Origin of the sequence: Acidovorax sp. CCYZU-2555 (assembly GCF_018413525.1) — a bacterium.
GTDB lineage: Bacteria > Pseudomonadota > Gammaproteobacteria > Burkholderiales > Burkholderiaceae_C > Comamonas.
On record NZ_JAHCDD010000103.1, the window covers coordinates 1 to 16878 of the forward strand.

The 16878-nt window shown below is 63.2% G+C and carries 14 protein-coding genes and 1 pseudogene; 1 reads left to right on the plus strand and 14 read right to left on the minus strand.

Annotated features, from left to right (window positions below):
• The 4 genes and pseudogenes from KHY18_RS24575 to fliF all read right to left on the minus strand — a co-directional run.
• Window positions 1–785, minus strand: a pseudogene (locus tag KHY18_RS24575) (flagellum-specific ATP synthase FliI); the annotation flags it as partial.
• Window positions 775–1560, minus strand: coding sequence for a FliH/SctL family protein (locus KHY18_RS24580; protein WP_213306304.1), 786 nt, complete (start codon window positions 1558–1560; stop codon window positions 775–777). The pseudogene KHY18_RS24575 and the gene KHY18_RS24580, both read right to left, overlap by 11 nt.
• Window positions 1553–2548, minus strand: coding sequence for a flagellar motor switch protein FliG (gene fliG, locus KHY18_RS24585; RefSeq protein ID WP_213306307.1), 996 nt, complete (start codon window positions 2546–2548; stop codon window positions 1553–1555). The genes KHY18_RS24580 and fliG overlap by 8 nt, the downstream gene beginning before the upstream one ends.
• A gap of 28 nt (window positions 2549–2576) precedes the next feature.
• Window positions 2577–4241 carry a flagellar basal-body MS-ring/collar protein FliF gene (gene fliF, locus KHY18_RS24590; protein WP_213306311.1) on the minus strand — a complete coding sequence of 555 codons (1665 nt, stop codon included), beginning with the start codon at window positions 4239–4241 and terminating at the stop codon, window positions 2577–2579.
• Between the two features lie 174 nt (window positions 4242–4415).
• Here fliF and fliE point away from each other — a divergent pair, with 174 nt between their 5' ends.
• Window positions 4416–4733, plus strand: a complete 318-nt coding sequence (gene fliE, locus KHY18_RS24595) for a flagellar hook-basal body complex protein FliE (protein WP_213306313.1) — start codon at window positions 4416–4418, stop codon at window positions 4731–4733.
• Between the two features lie 360 nt (window positions 4734–5093).
• Here the strand turns inward: fliE and KHY18_RS24600 are convergent, their stop codons facing one another.
• The 10 genes from KHY18_RS24600 to KHY18_RS24645 form a co-directional block, all read right to left on the minus strand.
• On the minus strand, window positions 5094–5393 hold the full coding sequence (locus KHY18_RS24600) for a flagellar protein FliT (protein WP_213306316.1): 300 nt from the start codon (window positions 5391–5393) through the stop codon (window positions 5094–5096).
• Between the two features lie 2 nt (window positions 5394–5395).
• On the minus strand, window positions 5396–5818 hold the full coding sequence (fliS, locus tag KHY18_RS24605) for a flagellar export chaperone FliS (RefSeq protein WP_213306319.1): 423 nt from the start codon (window positions 5816–5818) through the stop codon (window positions 5396–5398).
• Window positions 5819–5951: 133 nt separating this feature from the next.
• Complete coding sequence (gene fliD / locus KHY18_RS24610; protein ID WP_213306323.1) at window positions 5952–7340, minus strand: flagellar filament capping protein FliD; 1389 nt, start codon at window positions 7338–7340, stop codon at window positions 5952–5954.
• A gap of 271 nt (window positions 7341–7611) precedes the next feature.
• The gene (locus tag KHY18_RS24615; protein ID WP_213306326.1) at window positions 7612–8781 is read right to left on the minus strand and encodes a flagellin; all 1170 of its coding nucleotides are present in this window, start codon (window positions 8779–8781) and stop codon (window positions 7612–7614) included.
• Between the two features lie 67 nt (window positions 8782–8848).
• Window positions 8849–10012: a flagellin gene (locus tag KHY18_RS24620; protein WP_213306329.1), complete on the minus strand. Its 1164-nt coding sequence runs from the start codon at window positions 10010–10012 to the stop codon at window positions 8849–8851.
• 68 nt (window positions 10013–10080) lie between these two features.
• The gene (locus tag KHY18_RS24625; protein WP_213306332.1) at window positions 10081–11265 is read right to left on the minus strand and encodes a flagellin; all 1185 of its coding nucleotides are present in this window, start codon (window positions 11263–11265) and stop codon (window positions 10081–10083) included.
• A gap of 67 nt (window positions 11266–11332) precedes the next feature.
• Window positions 11333–12544 (minus strand): flagellin N-terminal helical domain-containing protein, encoded by a 1212-nt coding sequence (locus KHY18_RS24630; protein ID WP_213306335.1) that lies wholly within the window; start codon window positions 12542–12544, stop codon window positions 11333–11335.
• 80 nt (window positions 12545–12624) lie between these two features.
• Window positions 12625–13851 carry a flagellin gene (locus KHY18_RS24635; protein ID WP_213306338.1) on the minus strand — a complete coding sequence of 409 codons (1227 nt, stop codon included), beginning with the start codon at window positions 13849–13851 and terminating at the stop codon, window positions 12625–12627.
• 91 nt (window positions 13852–13942) lie between these two features.
• On the minus strand, window positions 13943–15166 hold the full coding sequence (locus KHY18_RS24640; protein WP_213306341.1) for a flagellin N-terminal helical domain-containing protein: 1224 nt from the start codon (window positions 15164–15166) through the stop codon (window positions 13943–13945).
• 332 nt (window positions 15167–15498) lie between these two features.
• Window positions 15499–16707, minus strand: coding sequence for a flagellin (locus KHY18_RS24645; RefSeq protein WP_213306343.1), 1209 nt, complete (start codon window positions 16705–16707; stop codon window positions 15499–15501).
• Between the last annotated feature and the right edge of the window lie 171 nt (window positions 16708–16878).

The following is a 16878-nucleotide window of genomic DNA, read 5'->3' on the forward strand; positions in this document are numbered from 1 at the left end:
GCCGCGCCCTGCATGCGCAGCAGCGGCGGCGCATCGGCCGGCGCGGCGACGACCACGGCCCGGCCGCGGTCCTCGGCGCCGAGAATGTCTTCGACGAATTCCTTGACTTCACGGCCGCGCTCGCCGATCAGGCCCACGACGATCACGTCGGCCTTTGTGTAGCGCGCCATCATGCCCAGCAGCACGCTCTTGCCCACGCCCGAACCCGCGAACAGGCCCAGGCGCTGGCCGCGGCCCACGCTCAGCAGCGCGTTCAGCGCGCGCACGCCGGTATCGAGCGGCTCGCGCACCGGGTCGCGGTCCATCGCATTGATCTGGCGGCGGTCCATGGGCTCGGCCGTGACGTCGGTCACCGGGCCCGCATGGTCCAGCGGAATGCCTTGCGAATCGACCACGCGGCCCAGCAGGCCGTCGCCCATGGGCAGGCGCAGCATGCCCGTGGCCAGCGACACTTCGGCCACCGGCTCGCCAAAACGCGGCATGGGCACGAACGCCGGCGCGGGGGTCACCACCGCGCCGCTGGACAGGCCCTGGATGTCGCCCGCAGGCATCAGAAACGCTTTTTCACCCGCGAAGCCGACCACTTCGGCCAGCACCGGCGCCTGGTGGGGCATCTGCACATGGCATTGCGCGCCCACGGGCACGCGCAGGCCCGAAGCTTCGAGCACCAGTCCAGTCAGACGGCTCAGCGTGCCGCGGCTTTCGAGCGCCACGGGTTGGGCGTAGCGCGCACGCGCGCCGGCCACGAAATCTTTCCAGGGGGCGAGTGCGGTCTCATTCGGCATGGCCGCCCTCGTACCAGGAAGACACCAGGCCCAGAGCGGCCACGGCACGACGCCAGCGGCTGTCGAGACCGGCCTCGATCACCGCACCACCCGAGTCGACGCGCACATCGCCCGCGGGCACCGACGCATCGGCGATCCATTGCAGCTTTCCCGCTGCGCCATGTTCGGCGCGCAGCGGCGCGTCCAGCACTTCCCAGTCGACCGGATTGAGACGCACCGTCACGGCACGGCCTTCGGTGACCAGCATGTCGAGCGCTTCGCGCACGACGGGCAGCAAGGCCTCGGGCTTGCAGGCCAGCTCCTGGCGCACCACCTGGCGCGCGATGTCGCAGGCCAGTTGCAGCACTTCGGAGGCCATGTTCTGTTCGAGCGCCAACAGGCTGTCTTCGCACTTTTCCACCAGCCCCTGCAGGCGCTGCGCGGTGTCGCGGCCTTCGCCCGAGGTGTAGCTGTCCATGCGCTGCTGCCATTCGTTCGTGGCTTCGGCGCGGCCCTGGGCCAGGCCCTGGGCGCGGCCTTCGGCATGCGCCTGTTCGCGCGCCTGCTGCAGCATGGCCTCGATTTCCGCGGCGTCCTGCTGGGGCACGGCGGCAGGCGCGGGTGTTTCCACCACGTCCATGTCCAGATCCATGTCCTGGCGCAGATCGCCGATCGGGCCATGCGGCAGTTTCGGCACCAGGCCGGCGTCGCCGACCGCACCGAAGCGCCACTGCACCACGGCGCGGGCGTCGATTTCCTCGCTGGGAATGAAGCGTGAATTCGATCCGTTAGACATAGCTGTCTTCGGCTGCGCCGCCTATGGTGACCTGACCTTCTTCCGCGAGGCGGCGCACCACCTTGAGAATTTCCTTTTGCTGCGCTTCGACTTCGGACAGGCGCATCGGGCCGCGCGACTCGAGGTCTTCGCGCAGGGCTTCGGAAGCACGCATCGACATGTTGGCGAGAATCTTGTCGCGCACTTCCATGGTCCCGCCCTTGAGCGCGACGATCAGTGTTTCGGACGCCACTTCGCGCAGCACCAGCTGCAGCGAACGGTCGTCGAGCTTGACCAGATCGTCGAACACGAACATCTTGTCCATGATCTTCTGCGCCAGATCGACGTCGTAGTTGCGGATGGTGTCGAGCACCGCCACGTCGGCGTTGCCGCCCAGCTGGTTGATGATTTCCGCAGCGGTCTTCACGCCGCCCAGCGACGTCTTGCGAATCTTGTCACCGCCGGCGAGCACCTTGAACAGCACTTCGTTGAGGTCCTTGAGCGCCGTCGGCTGAATGCCTTCGAGCGTGGCCACGCGCAGCAGCACTTCGCTGCGAAAGCGCTCGGGCAACTGCATCAGCACCGCGGCCGACTGCTCGTGCTCGAGGTGGACCAGAATCGCCGCGACGATCTGCGGGTGCTCGCCGCGCAGCAGCTCGGCGACCGACAGCGGATCCATCCACTTGAGACTTTCGATCCCCGAGACGTCGCCGCCTTGCAGGATACGGTCGATCAGCAGCGATGCCTTGTCTTCGCCGAGCGCGCGGCGCAGCACCGAGCGCACGTAGTCGCTGGCGTCGTTGACCAGCAGGCTCTGGGCCGCGGCATCGTCGGTGAAACGGTTGATCACGAAGTCGACTTTCTCGCGCGAAACGCCGCGCATGCGCGCAATCGTTTCGCCGAGCTTCTGTACTTCTTTGGGCGACAGGTGCTTGAACACCTCGGCCGCCTCTTCCTCGCCAAGAGACATCAGCAAGATGGCGGCGTCGTTGAGGCCTCGTTCATCCATAGGAAACTTCGTCCATGTGTGGGTTCGATCAGCTTTCGCCGTTCACCCAGGTTTTCACAATATTCGCCACGGCGATCGGGTTCTGCTTGGTCAACTGACGTGCCTGCTCCAGGCGCACTTGGCTTTCCGTCGGCGTCAGTTCCGCCACGGGTCCGCCCAGCAGCGGCGGACGGTCCGGATCGTCGGCTTCCAGTGCGTCGAGCTGCGAGCCCTTGGCCTCGACGGCCCGGCTCTTGAGCAGCGGCCGCAACAGGCCCAGAATCAGGATCGCACCAAACAGTGCCAGACCCAGAGGCCAGGCCAGCGTGCGGGCCAGCTCGATCACTTCGGGCTGCTTCCACAGCGGCAGTTCCACCACTGGAACGCTGTCGTCGCGGAACTGCGCATTCATCAGGTTGACCGAGTCGCCGCGCTCCTGGCTGAAACCAATGGTTTCGCGCACCAGGGCCAGCATCTTGGCTTGCTGCTCGGCCGAGAGGGCCTGCTGCACCGGCGCCTGGCCCGCTTCGGTCGTCACGGGCTGGTAGTTGACCACCACGGCAGCGGTCAGGCGCTTGATCGCACCGCTGCTGCTGCGCGTCACACGCACCGTCTTGTCGACTTCGTAATTCGTCAGCGATTCACGCTTGGCGCCGGTCGCAGCGCCCTGGCCATTGGCCGCGGCGGGTGCGGGGTTGGCGCCATTGACGGGGGCGGCCGCGGCCACGGGAGGCTGGTTGCTGGTCGCGCCGGGCACGCCTGTGGGCTGTGCGGGTTGTTGCGAGCCCGAGCTTTCGACCACCTGCTGGCTGCGCACCGCGCTGCTGTCAGGTCCCTGGTTGGGGCGGTGCTGCTCGGACGTGGACTCGGTCTGGCTGAAATCCATGTCGGCCGTGACCTGGGCACGCACATTGTCCTTGCCGACCACAGGCTCGAGGATGTCCAGGATGCGGCGCGTGTACTGCTGCTCGATCTGCTGGGTGTACATCAGCTTCTGCACATCGACCTGGTTGCCATTGCCGTCGGGCGACTGCGACAGCAGCTTGCCGGTGTCGTCGAGAATGCTCACGGCCGCGGGCTGGAGTTCGGGCACGCTGGACGCGACCAGATGCACGATGCCGGCGATCTGCGCGCGGTCCAGGAAACGGCCCGGGTGCAGCGTCACCAGCACCGAAGCCGATGGCTTTTGCTGTTCGCGGAAGAAACCGTTCTGGTTGGGCAGCGCCAGGTGCACGCGGGCGTTCTGCACCGAAGCCAGCGCCTGGATGGAGCGCGTCAGCTCGCCTTCGAGGCCGCGCTGGAAGTTCAGCCGCTCCTGGAACTGCGTGATGCCGAAGCGGCTGGTTTCCATCAGCTCGAAGCCGGTCACCGAGCCCTTGGGCAGGCCCTGGGTCGCGAGCTTGAGGCGCACATCGTGCACCCGGTCGGCCGGAATCAGGATAGCGCCGCCACCTTCGCTGTACTGGTAAGGCACATTGAGCGTGGTCAGCTGGGCGACGATGGCGCCGCCATCCTTGTCGCTCAGGTTGGAGAACAGCACTTTGTAATCGGGCTGGCGATTGAACATCACCGCCGCGACCAGACCGACCACCACCAGAACGGCGACGGCGCCCAGGCGCAGGCGCTGGCCTTTATCCAGGGAGGACATCCGCTGGGTCCACGAAGGGCTGGCGGGAGGATTTACGACGACGGGGATTTCAGCGACTGCAGACATCTTGGTTCCAATTTGGTGAGGCCCAACAGGGAGCCTGACGTGCGACCGATTATTCGGACTTCGGGCCGGCACGTTCCGCCGATAAGGCGCGCCTTTGGGCATCTATTCCCCGAGATGAACTGTCGCCGAGCACCTACGATTCAACCCATCTCACAAACTCCCAAGGGATTTGTCATGGACCTGCGCATCAATACTTCGATTCCTTCCCTCTCCGGCACTGACCTGCCCCGCCGCGTTGCTGCAACGCCTACCTCTACCCGGGAGATCGACGGGGGCTTTACCCAGGCACTCAAGGGTGCGCTGCAGTCGGTGAGCGCCGCGCAGGAACACTCGGGCAATCTGCAACGTGAAGTGCAGCTCGAGAATCCCGCCGTGAGCCTCGAAGAGACCATGGTCGCGATCCAGAAGGCGCAGATCGGCTTCCAGGCATCGCTGCATGTGCGCAACCGCCTGGTTCAGGCCTATACCGATGTCATGAACATGCAGGTCTGACAGCGGCGCGCTGGCGCGCTATTTCTCGCTCTCCATGCACCGCCGGCCTGCGCTGGCGGTTTTTTTGCGTCTGGTGTTTGGTGCTGCGGCGCACTGACCGGTGCGATGGAGGGTCCTTCAGGCCTTCCATAGACTCAGGGCCGATGGGATTGCGTGCTGAGTCGGTCTGGAGCTCTCAAGCCATCGCACGGCATCGCCGGCGGCAGACAGCCCGCCCTGAAACGCCCTTCGACAGGCTCAGGGCGAACGGTAGTGAAGAGTTTGAGTCCGCACCGTCCAACACGCCATAAAAAAACCCGCCATCTCACGAGGGCGGGTTTTTTGCTGCCTGCAGGCGGCGCGCGGGGCGCCGCCGTGGGTTCAGTGCAGGACCTGGGGCTGGCCGTCGAACATATGTTCGACCTGCGCGAGCCAGGGCTCGGCCAGCGTGCGGATCTGGGCGTCGTTGCGCAGGATGCGCTGCATGATGCGCGCCTTTTCACGGCGCTGCTCTGGCAGCAACTCCTGCTCCTGGGACTGAAAGCGCAACTGCTCGATCAACACCGCACAGGCACCTTCGTAGCGGGCAACGCCTTCCCAGTCTTTCCCCCGTGCGGCCTCGAGCATCTTGAGGCTGCTGTCTTCTATGGCCTTGTAATAATCGATCAATTGCGTCCCCATCGTTAGTAACCTCCGCCACCTGAGTCCACTTGCGCCTGGCCCATTTCCTTCCAGCCTTGGGCCACGGGTTCAATCAAACCCACAACCTCTTCGACCAGAGCCAGGTCATTGCGCAAATTGGCCATCGTCAGCCGAGAAATGCAATAGTCATAGAGCGTGCCCAGATTCACGGCAAGTTCGCCGCCTTGAACCGGATTGAGCGCGCCCTTGAGCCCTTCTTCAAGAATGCGCACCGACTTACCGATGTGCGTTCCCTTGTTCTCTATTTCGCCCCGCTGCAGCGCTCCGCGCGCCGCGTTCAGCGACTGCAACAGACCATCAAACAGCATTTGCACCAGTTGATGGGGCGTTGCACCATCAATGCCGGATTGCACGCCAATTTGCCGATATGCATTGGCAGCACGGGAACTTACGGGGGTATACATGACTGGCATCCTTGTGAACTACTTGCCTTTGTTTTCGGCAGAAGTCCTCCAAAATCAAGCGAAATCTTAAAAAAATTTGCGTGTGCCTATCCGTACACCCAAACCCGATACAGGGCGCGCGGCCCCGGCCACATCAACTCGTGGACTTGTTCCATGACGCAACCTGCTGCGTCACGTAGGCATCCAACGCATTCAGTGACGCCATTTTGACGTCCAGCGCAGTGTATTGCGCCAGCAGCCGACTTTCGAGCGTCGAGGCGCGGTTGAGCACCTTATCCTGATCTGTGCCGTTGCGCTTGAGCGAGCTTTCGAGCGAATCGGTCTTGGCGTTGAGCGTGCCTTCATAAGCCAGCATGCCATCGGTGAACGCCTTGAAATTCACACCAATGCCGCCGTTTGCGCCCAGACTGTCGCTCTTGGTGGCGAACAGGCCCTTGAGCGAAGACACATCGGTCAGTGCCTTGGTCAGGTCGGTGTCGTTGACGGACAGACTTCCGCCCTGCTCCATCTGGATGCCGATGTCCGACAGCCGCGTGAACGCACCACCGCCCTTGACGATGTTCATGGTCATCATGCGCAATGCGTTCTGGATGCTCACGGTCGTGCTGTCGGCCTGAAGAAGGCCCTTGACGCCGGTATCCGGGTCGTACTTGGTCAGCGCACTCAATTTGTCGTTCAATGCGTTGTAAGCATCGACAAAGGCCTGAATGCCTTCCTTCATGGCCTTGGTGTCCGCGGCCACGGAGATCAGCGTCGGTGAATTCGACACCGTCGACACGGTGAGCGACATGCCCGGCAGCGCATCGGCAAACGTATTGCTCGTGGACTCGACTTCCACACCGTTGAGTTCGATCTTGGCGTTCTGCGCCACTTGCGAGACGGTGTAGTAGCCTGGAGTGGAGCTGCCGATTTGGCCCAGCGTGCTGCCCGGGTCCGTGGCCGTCGCCGCGATGCTGAACTGCGCATCGGTGCCGGTATTCTTGGAGCGCATCATCAGGCGCTGCGTGCCGTCGGCATTGGTGATCACCGTGGCCTGCACGCCGCTGTCCTTGTTGTTGATGGCCGTAGCCAGCGTGGTCAGCGTGTCCGAGGCGGTCAGTGTGATATCGAAGGTCTTGGCACCCACGGTCAGCGTGAACGTGCCCGCGCCCACCTTGGCATCCTTGGCAAAACCCACACCTGCGGCACCGTTGCCGATCACCGAGGTCTGCGACTGCGCGAGCTGCTTCACCTGCACGCTGTACGAGCCAGGCTGGGCAATGCCCGTCATCGCGCCCGCCACATTGCTGTTGCTCGCCGAGATGTTGACGCCATTCCAGGCGCTGTCGCGCGAGAGCTTGGCTGCCGCAGTGTTCAAGGTGTCGGTCAGCGACTTGATCTCGGCATAGGTCGAGATCTTGGACGTGATCGTCTCGGCCTTGGCCTCGAGCGTCTTCAGCGGCGCCTTTTCGAGCTCGACCAACTGCGTGACGATCTTGTCGACTTCCAAACCACTGCCAATACCTACCGAAGTAATAGCCATCACAGCACTCCTGCGCAAAAGCCTGTCATCAGGCTTTCACAAAAATTTCATTGCGCTCATTCTTGCAAAGAACGCACTATTTGAAAGCGTGAAAAGAGCCGTCCCCCCCTCCCTGTAGATAGCTTGAGCGCGGCCCATTGCATGGATATCGGCCATTGCGTGACGAACTTGACCCCTTTCAACGCAAAAATGCCTCGCGAGGCGAACCTCTCAAGGCATCTTTCGTCACACCACGGACCTGGGCGCCCGGCTGCGCCCCAGGCCGGCGCGATCAGCGCAGCAGCGACAGCACGTTCTGCGGCAGCTGGTTGGCCTGGGCCACCATGGCCGTGCCGGCTTGCTGCAGGATTTGCGACTTCGACAGATTCGCGGTTTCCACGGCAAAGTCGGCGTCGGTGATACGGCCCTTGGCGGCAGAGATGTTTTCGTTCTGGATGTCGATGTTCTCGACAGTCTTTTCGAAACGCGTCTGCAGCGCGCCCAGATCGCCCCGTGCGGAGTTGACCTGGTCGATGGCCTTGTCGACCTTGTTCAAGGCTTCCCAGGCACCCGATTGGGTTGCCACCGACAGCGCGGAGACACCACCGGTCTGCTCGTCAGCCGCCGTTGTCGCTATGGCCGCGAAGCCAGTGTCAGCAGCGCCGGTCACGGCAATCGCGAATTCCGTTTCAGCCTTGAACTTGAGCGTTTGCACGCCGGCATCGTCCTTTTCCAGGAACGCGGTCACGCCGGTGTCTGCGGTCTTGGCGTTGATCGCCGCCACGGCCTGGCCCAGGCGCTCTTCTGCAGAGTCTGCGGCCGCGAGGGAGATCTCCACGGGCGCGGTCGCCGAAGCGCCCTTGCCGGTGATGGTGATCGCGTTGTCCACAGCATCGAAATTGGAAGCCGCGGTTGTCAAGACACCGTCCGCAGTCGCGAACTCTGCCTTGCCCAGGCCTTCAGCCGTGGCCTTGGTCAGTGCACCGACGGTGATGTTGTTGCCGGCGTTGGCGCCGACCTGGAACATCGCGCCCGAGAACGAGCCGTCCAGCAGCTTCTTGCCGTTGAACTCGGTGGTCTTGGCCACGCGGTCGATTTCCGACACCAGCTGGTCCACTTCGGACTGCATGGCCTTGCGGTCGCTGATGCTGTTGGTCGCATTGCTCGACTGCACGGCGAGTTCGCGCACGCGTTGCAGCATGTCGCCCACCTTGCCCAGCGCGCCTTCAGCGGTCTGCGCCAGCGAAATGCCGTCGTTGGCATTGCGCGCCGCAACCGTCAGACCCTTGGTCTGGGCGGCCATGCGTTCGGAAATGGCCAGGCCGGCGGCATCGTCCTTGGCGCTGTTGACGCGCAGGCCCGAAGACAGGCGCTGCATCGACGTGCTCAGCGAGCTGCCCGACAGGCTCAGATTGCGCTGGGCGTTGATCGACGCCACATTGGTATTGATGGTCATTGCCATGGGAATTACCTCTCAGGAAACAAACAAGCCTCCCGCGCGCCCCAGGGCGCCGGGAGACAAAACTCTTTCAGCGCAACAGCGACAGAACGTTCTGCGGCAGCTGGTTGGCCTGGGCCACCATGGCGGTGCCGGCCTGCTGCAGGATTTGCGACTTCGACAGATTCGCGGTTTCCACGGCAAAGTCAGCGTCGGTGATACGGCCCTTGGCGGCCGAGATGTTTTCGTTCTGGATGTCGATGTTCTCGACGGTCTTCTCGAAACGCGTCTGCAGTGCGCCCAGGTCGCCGCGCGCGGAGTTGACCTGGTCGATGGCCTTGTCCACCTTTTGCAGGGTTTCCCAGGCACCCGATTGCGTCGCCACCGACAGCGCGGAGACGCCGCCGCTCTTCTCTGCCGCAGTATTAGTTGCCGTGGCAAAGCCAGCCGTACCGGCAGTGACTTCGGTGACGGTGAATGTCGTCTCGCCCTTGAATGTCAAGGTTTGCGCACCTGCGGCGTCGGTCTCCAGGAATGCGGTCACGCCAGTGTCCGCGGTCTTCGCATTGATCGCGGCCACGGCCTGGCCCAGCCGCTCTTCAGCCGTGTCTGCCGCCGCGAGGTCGATGCTTACCGCCGTGGTCGCGGATGCCCCCTTGCCCGAGATGGTGATTGCGCCTGCGGATTCGGTCAAGACCGTGGCATCGGCCAAGGCGCTGGTTGCAGATGCATACGTGGCCTTGCCCAGGCCTTCGGCCGTGGCCTTGGTCAGTGCGCCGACGGTGATGTTGTTGCCGGCATTTGCGCCGACCTGGAACATCGCGCCCGAGAACGAGCCGTCCAGCAGCTTCTTGCCGTTGAACTCGGTGGTCTTGGCCACGCGGTCGATTTCCGACACCAGCTGGTCCACTTCGGACTGCATGGCCTTGCGGTCGCTGATGCTGTTGGTCGCATTGCTCGACTGCACGGCGAGTTCGCGCACGCGTTGCAGCATGTCGCCCACCTTGCCCAAGGCGCCTTCAGCAGTCTGCGCCAGCGAGATGCCGTCGTTGGCATTGCGCGCGGCGACTGCCAGACCCTTGGTCTGCGCGGCCATGCGTTCGGAAATGGCCAGGCCGGCGGCATCGTCCTTGGCGCTGTTCACGCGCAGGCCCGAAGACAGGCGCTGCATCGACGTGCTCAGCGAGCTGCCCGACAGGCTCAGATTGCGCTGGGCGTTGATCGACGCCACATTGGTATTGATGGTCATTGCCATGGGGATCTACCTCAGAAAAAACAGACAAGCCTCCCAGCCGCGCTTTGCGCACCGGGAGGCGAAAGGCTTTAGCGCAGCAGCGACAGCACGCTTTGCGGCAGCTGGTTGGCCTGGGCCACCATGGCCGTGCCAGCCTGTTGCAGAATCTGCGAGCGCGACAGGTTGGCGGTTTCAACGGCGAAGTCGGCGTCGGTGATACGGCCCTTGGCCGCCGAGATGTTTTCGTTCTGGATGTCGATGTTCTCGACGGTCTTCTCGAAACGTGTCTGCAGCGCGCCCAGGTCGCCACGTGCGGAGTTGACCTTGTCAATGGCGCCATCGACCTGCTGCAGTGCCTTCCAGGCGTCGGCCTGGGTGGCAACCGAGAGAGTGCTCAGGGTATCGTCCGCGCCTTCCGTCAGAGTCACTGCGCCCACATCAAAACCCATCGATGCCTCCGTGCCGCCAGCCGTTGCTGCAAAGGTCACATCCGCGACGGCTGTGCCGCTCTTGTCTGCTTCCGAGTACAACGCATAGGTGCCGTCATCGTTCATGAAGGCGGTAACGCCGGTATCGGCGGTCTTCGCGTTGATTGCCGCGACCACCTGGCCAGTACGCTCTTCCACACTCGAAGCTGCGGCCAGATCACCCAGGTCGATTGCCGAGCCGCCGGTCACGGTCATGGTCAGACCTTCCACGGCGATGGCGGCACCGGCTACGTCGATCGTACCGGAAGCATCAGAGCTGGAGTAAGTCAACTTGCCCATGTTGTCAGCCGTGGCCTTGGTGATCGCGCCCAGGGTGATGTTGTTGCCGGCGTTGGCGCCGACCTGGAACATCGCGCCCGAGAACGAACCGTCCAGCAGCTTCTTGCCGTTGAACTCGGTGGTCTTGGCCACGCGGTCGATTTCCGACACCAGTTGCGTGACTTCAGACTGCATGGCCTTGCGGTCCGATTCGCTGTTGGTCGCATTGCTCGACTGCACGGCGAGTTCACGCACGCGTTGCAGCATATCGCCGACCTTGCCCAGCGCGCCTTCGGCGGTCTGCGCCAGCGAGATGCCGTCATTGGCATTGCGCGCGGCAACCGTCAGACCCTTGGTCTGCGCGGCCATGCGCTCGGAAATCGCCAGGCCGGCGGCATCGTCCTTGGCGCTGTTGACGCGCAGGCCCGAAGACAGGCGCTGCATGGACGTGCTCAACGAGCTGCCCGACAGGCTCAGATTGCGCTGGGCGTTGATCGACGCCACATTGGTATTGATGGTCATTGCCATGGGAATTACCTCTCAGGAAACAAACACGCCTCCCGCGCCCCCCAGGGCGCCGGGAGACAAAAGACTTTCAGCGCAACAGCGAAAGCACGTTCTGCGGCAGTTGGTTGGCCTGGGCCACCATCGCCGTGCCGGCTTGCTGCAGGATCTGCGCCTTCGACAGACTCGCGGTTTCCACGGCGAAGTCGGCGTCGGTGATGCGGCCCTTGGCGGCCGAGATGTTTTCGTTCTGGATGTCGATGTTCTCGACGGTCTTCTCGAAACGCGTCTGCAGCGCGCCCAGGTCGCCCCGTGCGGAATTGACCTGGTCCATCGCGCTGTCGACCTGCTTGAGCGCCTTCCAGGCTGCCGATTGCGAGGTCACATCGATGCCGTCGATGCCTTTCGAATTGGCATTGTCAGTGTTATCTGCCGCGATATTCGCTGCCGCCGTCAGACCCGTGGTTGCGGCGCCGAAGCCAGCGCCGAACTCCACCGATTGCGCAGAACCATCATCCTTGACGTTCTCCGACATGATTTCGACGGTGAAATCCTTGGTGCTCGGGTCCTGCGTCAGGAAAGCCGTGACACCCGTATCAGCGGTCTTGGCATTGATGGCCGCAACCACTTGACCCATGCGCTCCTCGGCCGAGCTGGCTGCAGCCAGCGGGCCCAGCTCAATCGCCGTAGCTCCATTGATAGCAATGGACAGATCGGTACCGTCATGGGCATCCAGCGTAGCGACCGTAGCCTGCGTCACCACTTCGCTGTTGGTGGCATAGGAAATATTGCTCAGGCCTTTGGCCGATGCATTGGACAGGCTGCCCAGCGTGATGTTGTTGCCGGCGTTGGCGCCGACCTGGAACATCGCGCCCGAGAACGAGCCGTCCAGCAGCTTCTTGCCGTTGAACTCGGTGGTCTTGGCCACGCGGTCGATTTCCGACACCAGTTGCGTGACTTCGGACTGCATGGCCTTGCGATCGGATTCGCTGTTGGTCGCATTGCTCGACTGCACGGCGAGTTCACGCACGCGTTGCAGCATGTCGCCCACCTTGCCCAGCGCGCCTTCAGCGGTCTGCGCCAGCGAAATGCCGTCGTTGGCATTGCGCGCTGCCACCGTCAGACCCTTGGTCTGCGCGTTCATGCGCTCGGAAATGGCCAGACCGGCGGCATCGTCCTTGGCGCTGTTGACGCGCAGGCCCGACGACAGGCGCTGCATCGACGTACTCAGCGAGCTGCCCGACAGGCTCAGATTCCGCTGGGCGTTGATCGACGCCACATTGGTATTGATGGTCATTGCCATAGTGATCTACCTCTCAAAGAAACAGAAACATCCCGGGCTCCATCACCTACTGGCGATGGCGCACCGGGAGACAGAAAGCTTTAACGCAGCAGCGACAGAACGCCTTGTGGCAACTGGTTGGCCTGGGCCACCATCGCCGTGCCGGCCTGCTGCAGGATTTGCGCGCGCGACAGGTTGGCGGTTTCGACGGCGAAATCAGCGTCGGTGATGCGGCCCTTGGCAGCGGAGATGTTTTCGTTCTGGATGTCGATGTTCTCGACAGTCTTTTCGAAACGCGTCTGCAGTGCGCCCAGGTCGCCACGTGCGGAGTTGACCTGGTCAATCGCGCTGTCGACCTGCTTGAGCGCCTTCCAGGCACCCGATTGGGAGGTCACATCGATGGTTTCGATGCCCTTGTCATTGGTCGCGGCGGCCGCGGCAATGTTCAAACCGGTGGTATCGACACCCGTCGCTGTAGCGGTCAAGCCTTCGAACGTCACGGCCACTGCATTGCCCGTCGTTGCATCCACCTTCTCGGACAGGAGCTCCACCGTGAAGACCTTGGTGGCTGCGTCCTGCGTCAGAAAGGCGGTCACGCCGGTATCGGCGGTCTTGGCATTGATTGCCGCGACCACCTGGCCCATGCGTTCTTCGGCGGAGCTGGCAGCGGCGAGAGGGCCCAGTTCGATGGCCGGGTCGGTACCGACGGTGCCAACGGTCACCTTCAGAGTACCGGTATCAATTGCTGTCAGTGTGTTGAGGACCGCTGCGGGATCTGCCGTCACCGTCGGCGCTACCGTCGCATAGGAAATGTCGCTCAGGCCCTTGGCCGAAGCATTGGCCAGGCTGCCCAGCGTGATGTTGTTGCCGGCATTTGCTCCGACCTGGAACATCGCGCCAGCGAACGAACCGTCCAGCAGCTTCTTGCCGTTGAACTCGGTGGTCTTGGCCACGCGGTCGATTTCCGACACCAGTTGCGTGACTTCGGATTGCATCGCCTTGCGGTCCGATTCGCTGTTGGTCGCATTGCTCGACTGAACAGCCAGTTCACGCACGCGTTGCAGCATGTCGCCCACCTTGCCCAGCGCGCCTTCAGCGGTCTGCGCCAGCGAGATGCCGTCGTTGGCATTGCGTGCGGCAACCGTCAGACCCTTGGTCTGGGCGGCCATGCGCTCGGAAATGGCCAGGCCGGCCGCATCGTCCTTGGCGCTGTTGACGCGCAGGCCCGACGACAGGCGCTGCATGGACGTGCTCAGCGAGCTGCCCGACAGGCTCAGATTGCGCTGGGCGTTGATCGACGCCACATTGGTATTGATGGTCATTGCCATGGGGATCTACCTCTTTAAAAAACAGAGATGCCCCTGTCATTGCGCGCGAGCCCCGGGCTTTGGCAAGCAGTGAACAGGGGGACAGAAAGCTTTAACGCAGCAGCGACAGAACGCTTTGCGGCAGCTGGTTGGCCTGGGCGACCATGGCCGTACCGGCTTGCTGCAGGATTTGCGAACGCGACAGGTTGGCGGTTTCCACCGCGAAGTCGGCGTCGGTGATACGGCCGCTGGCGGCCTTGATGTTTTCGTTCTGGATGTCGATGTTCTCGACCGACTTCTCGAAACGCGTCTGCAACGCACCCAGGTCGGCACGCGCCGAGTTGACCTGGTCGATCGACTCATCGACCTGCTTGAGCGCCTCCCAGGCATCGGCCTGGGTCTTGACCGACAGCGTGTTGATGCCGACCGAGGTGGGCAGAGCGTCATAGGCGGTTTGGTCGACGGAGTCACCCGCGTCCAGCATCGTTGTGGCTTCCGCAAAGCCGACCAGTTCAATCTTGCCTTCGGCGCGCAGCTGCACCGTCAGCACGCCCTCGCTGTCCTTTTCCAGGAAAGCCGTCACGCCGGTATCGGCGGTCTTGCCGTTGATTGCCGCCACCACCTGACCCAGGCGCTCATCCTTCGAGCTGGCTGCCGCCAGATCATCCAGCGCGATGCCATTGACCGTCAGGCCGGTGACATCGGCGCCATAGGTGGCGGGCGTGGTGACGATGGGGTTCAAAGGGTCCGTGTTGTCGATCACGGCATCCGCAAATGCGGTCACCGTCGTGGAATCCGTCGACACGGATCCGACTTTGACGCCACCCAGTGCATCGACCTTGGCGTTGGCAATGCCGCTGACGGTGATGTTGTCGCCGGCGTTGGCGCCGACCTGGAACACGCCGCCTGCAAACGAACCGTCGAGGATCTTGGTGCCGTTGAAGCTGGTGGTCTTGGCGACACGGTCGATTTCGGAGACCAGCTGCGTGACTTCGGCCTGCAGCGCGGTGCGATCCGATGCGCTGTTGGTGGCATTGCTCGATTGCACGGCCAGTTCACGAACACGTTGCAGCATGTCGCCGACCTTGCCCAGCGCGCCTTCGGCGGTCTGCGCCAGCGAGATGCCGTCGTTGGCGTTGCGGGCAGCCACCGTCAGGCCGCCGCTTTGTGCCTTCATGCGCTCGGAGATCGCCAGACCGGCGGCATCGTCCTTGGCGCTGTTCACGCGCAGGCCGGAGGACAGGCGCTGCATGGACGTGGTGAGGGAGCTGCCCGACAGGCTCAGGTTGCGCTGAGCGTTGATCGATGCGACGTTGGTGTTGATGGTCATTGCCATGCTTATCTACTCCTAAGATGCGTTTGCGTTCAGCGCCTGTGCGCTCCGGCGATATGCCTGTTTTCGTTGCGGCGCTGATTGCTGCCACTGAGTTCTATATCGGTGCTTTGGGTCGGCGCTTGAGGCTTATTTAGGGGAATCGCCCCGGGAAATGACGGTTTTCGGCAGGACTTGCACCTTTCGACGAGCGCAGGGCAAACGCCCGGGTGGAGTGAACGATGGAGGCGGTCCTCCGACAGGCTCGAAACGCACGCCAGGCACGCAAAAAAAGCCTTGCACGCACGCGGCGCAGCAAGGCTTTTCGGGCAGGGTGCGGCCCGGGGCCGCAGGGCTTACTTCAGCAGCGACAGAACGCTTTGCGGCAGCTGGTTGGCCTGGGCCACCATGGCCGTGCCGGCCTGTTGCAGGATCTGCGCCTTAGACAGGTTGGCGGTTTCCACCGCGAAATCGGCGTCGGTGATGCGGCCCTTGGCAGCCGAGATGTTTTCGTTCTGGATATCGATGTTCTCCACCGACTTCTCGAAACGCGTCTGCAGCGCACCCAGGTCGGCACGTGCCGAGTTGACGGTGTCGATCGCGCTGTCGACCTTCTTGATCGCCAGCCAGGCATCGGACTGGGTCGACACGGAGATGCTGTCGATACCCTTGGCGGCGGCGGTATCCGCCGCGTTGCCGGCCACCAGCGTGGTGTTGGAGTCAGCCACTTCCAGACCGACCGCGGCCGCGTTCCAGCCGACCGTGGCGCCCGCACCGTCGGTCAAGGCAATGCCCTGATCGCTGTCGCTGCGCAGGACGAAGCTGCCGTCTTCAAGGAAAGCCGTCACGCCCGTGTCGGCCGTCTTCGCATTGATTGCCGCCACCACCTGGCCGGCGCGCTCGTCGGCACTGCCGGCAGCGGCCAGCTCGCCCAGGGCAATGCCGTTGACCAGCAACTCGCCAGCGGGGACCACGGCGTCGTAGCCTGCAACACCGCCGCCAGCGGCAGCGATTCCGGTCGTCACCTTCGAAGCCGCGTAGTAATCCACGCTCGCCAGGTCCGCCGTCTTGGCATTGGCGATGCCGCCCACGGTGATGTTGTCGCCGGCGTTGGCGCCCACCTGGAACACGCCGCCTGCAAACGAACCGTCGAGGATCTTGGTGCCGTTGAAGCTCGTGGTCTTGGCCACACGGTCGATTTCGGAGACCAGTTGTGTGACTTCGGACTGCAGTGCCTTGCGGTCGGATTCGCTGTTGGTGGCATTGCTCGACTGAACAGCCAGTTCACGCACACGTTGCAGCATGTCGCCGACCTTGCCCAGCGCGCCTTCGGCGGTCTGCGCCAGCGAGATGCCGTCGTTGGCGTTGCGCGCTGCCACCGTGAGGCCGCCGCTTTGCGCCTTCATGCGCTCGGAGATCGCCAGACCGGCGGCATCGTCCTTGGCGCTGTTGACGCGCAGGCCGGAAGACAGGCGCTGCATCGAGGTGCTCAGCGAGTTGCCCGACAGGCTCAGGTTGCGCTGGGCGTTGATCGATGCGACGTTGGTGTTGATGGTCATTGCCATGGTGTCTACTCCTGGATGCGGTTACGTTCAACGTTCAGCACGGTGCCCCTTGCATGCCAGGGCTGGCGCTGTACTTGTTGGCGGGAGGAAGTCCCTGCCACTGAATGAGTTTTCGGACGTTTCTGACCGGGCTTGAGGACTTTTTTGCAGCACACGGAAAATAAGGCTGCA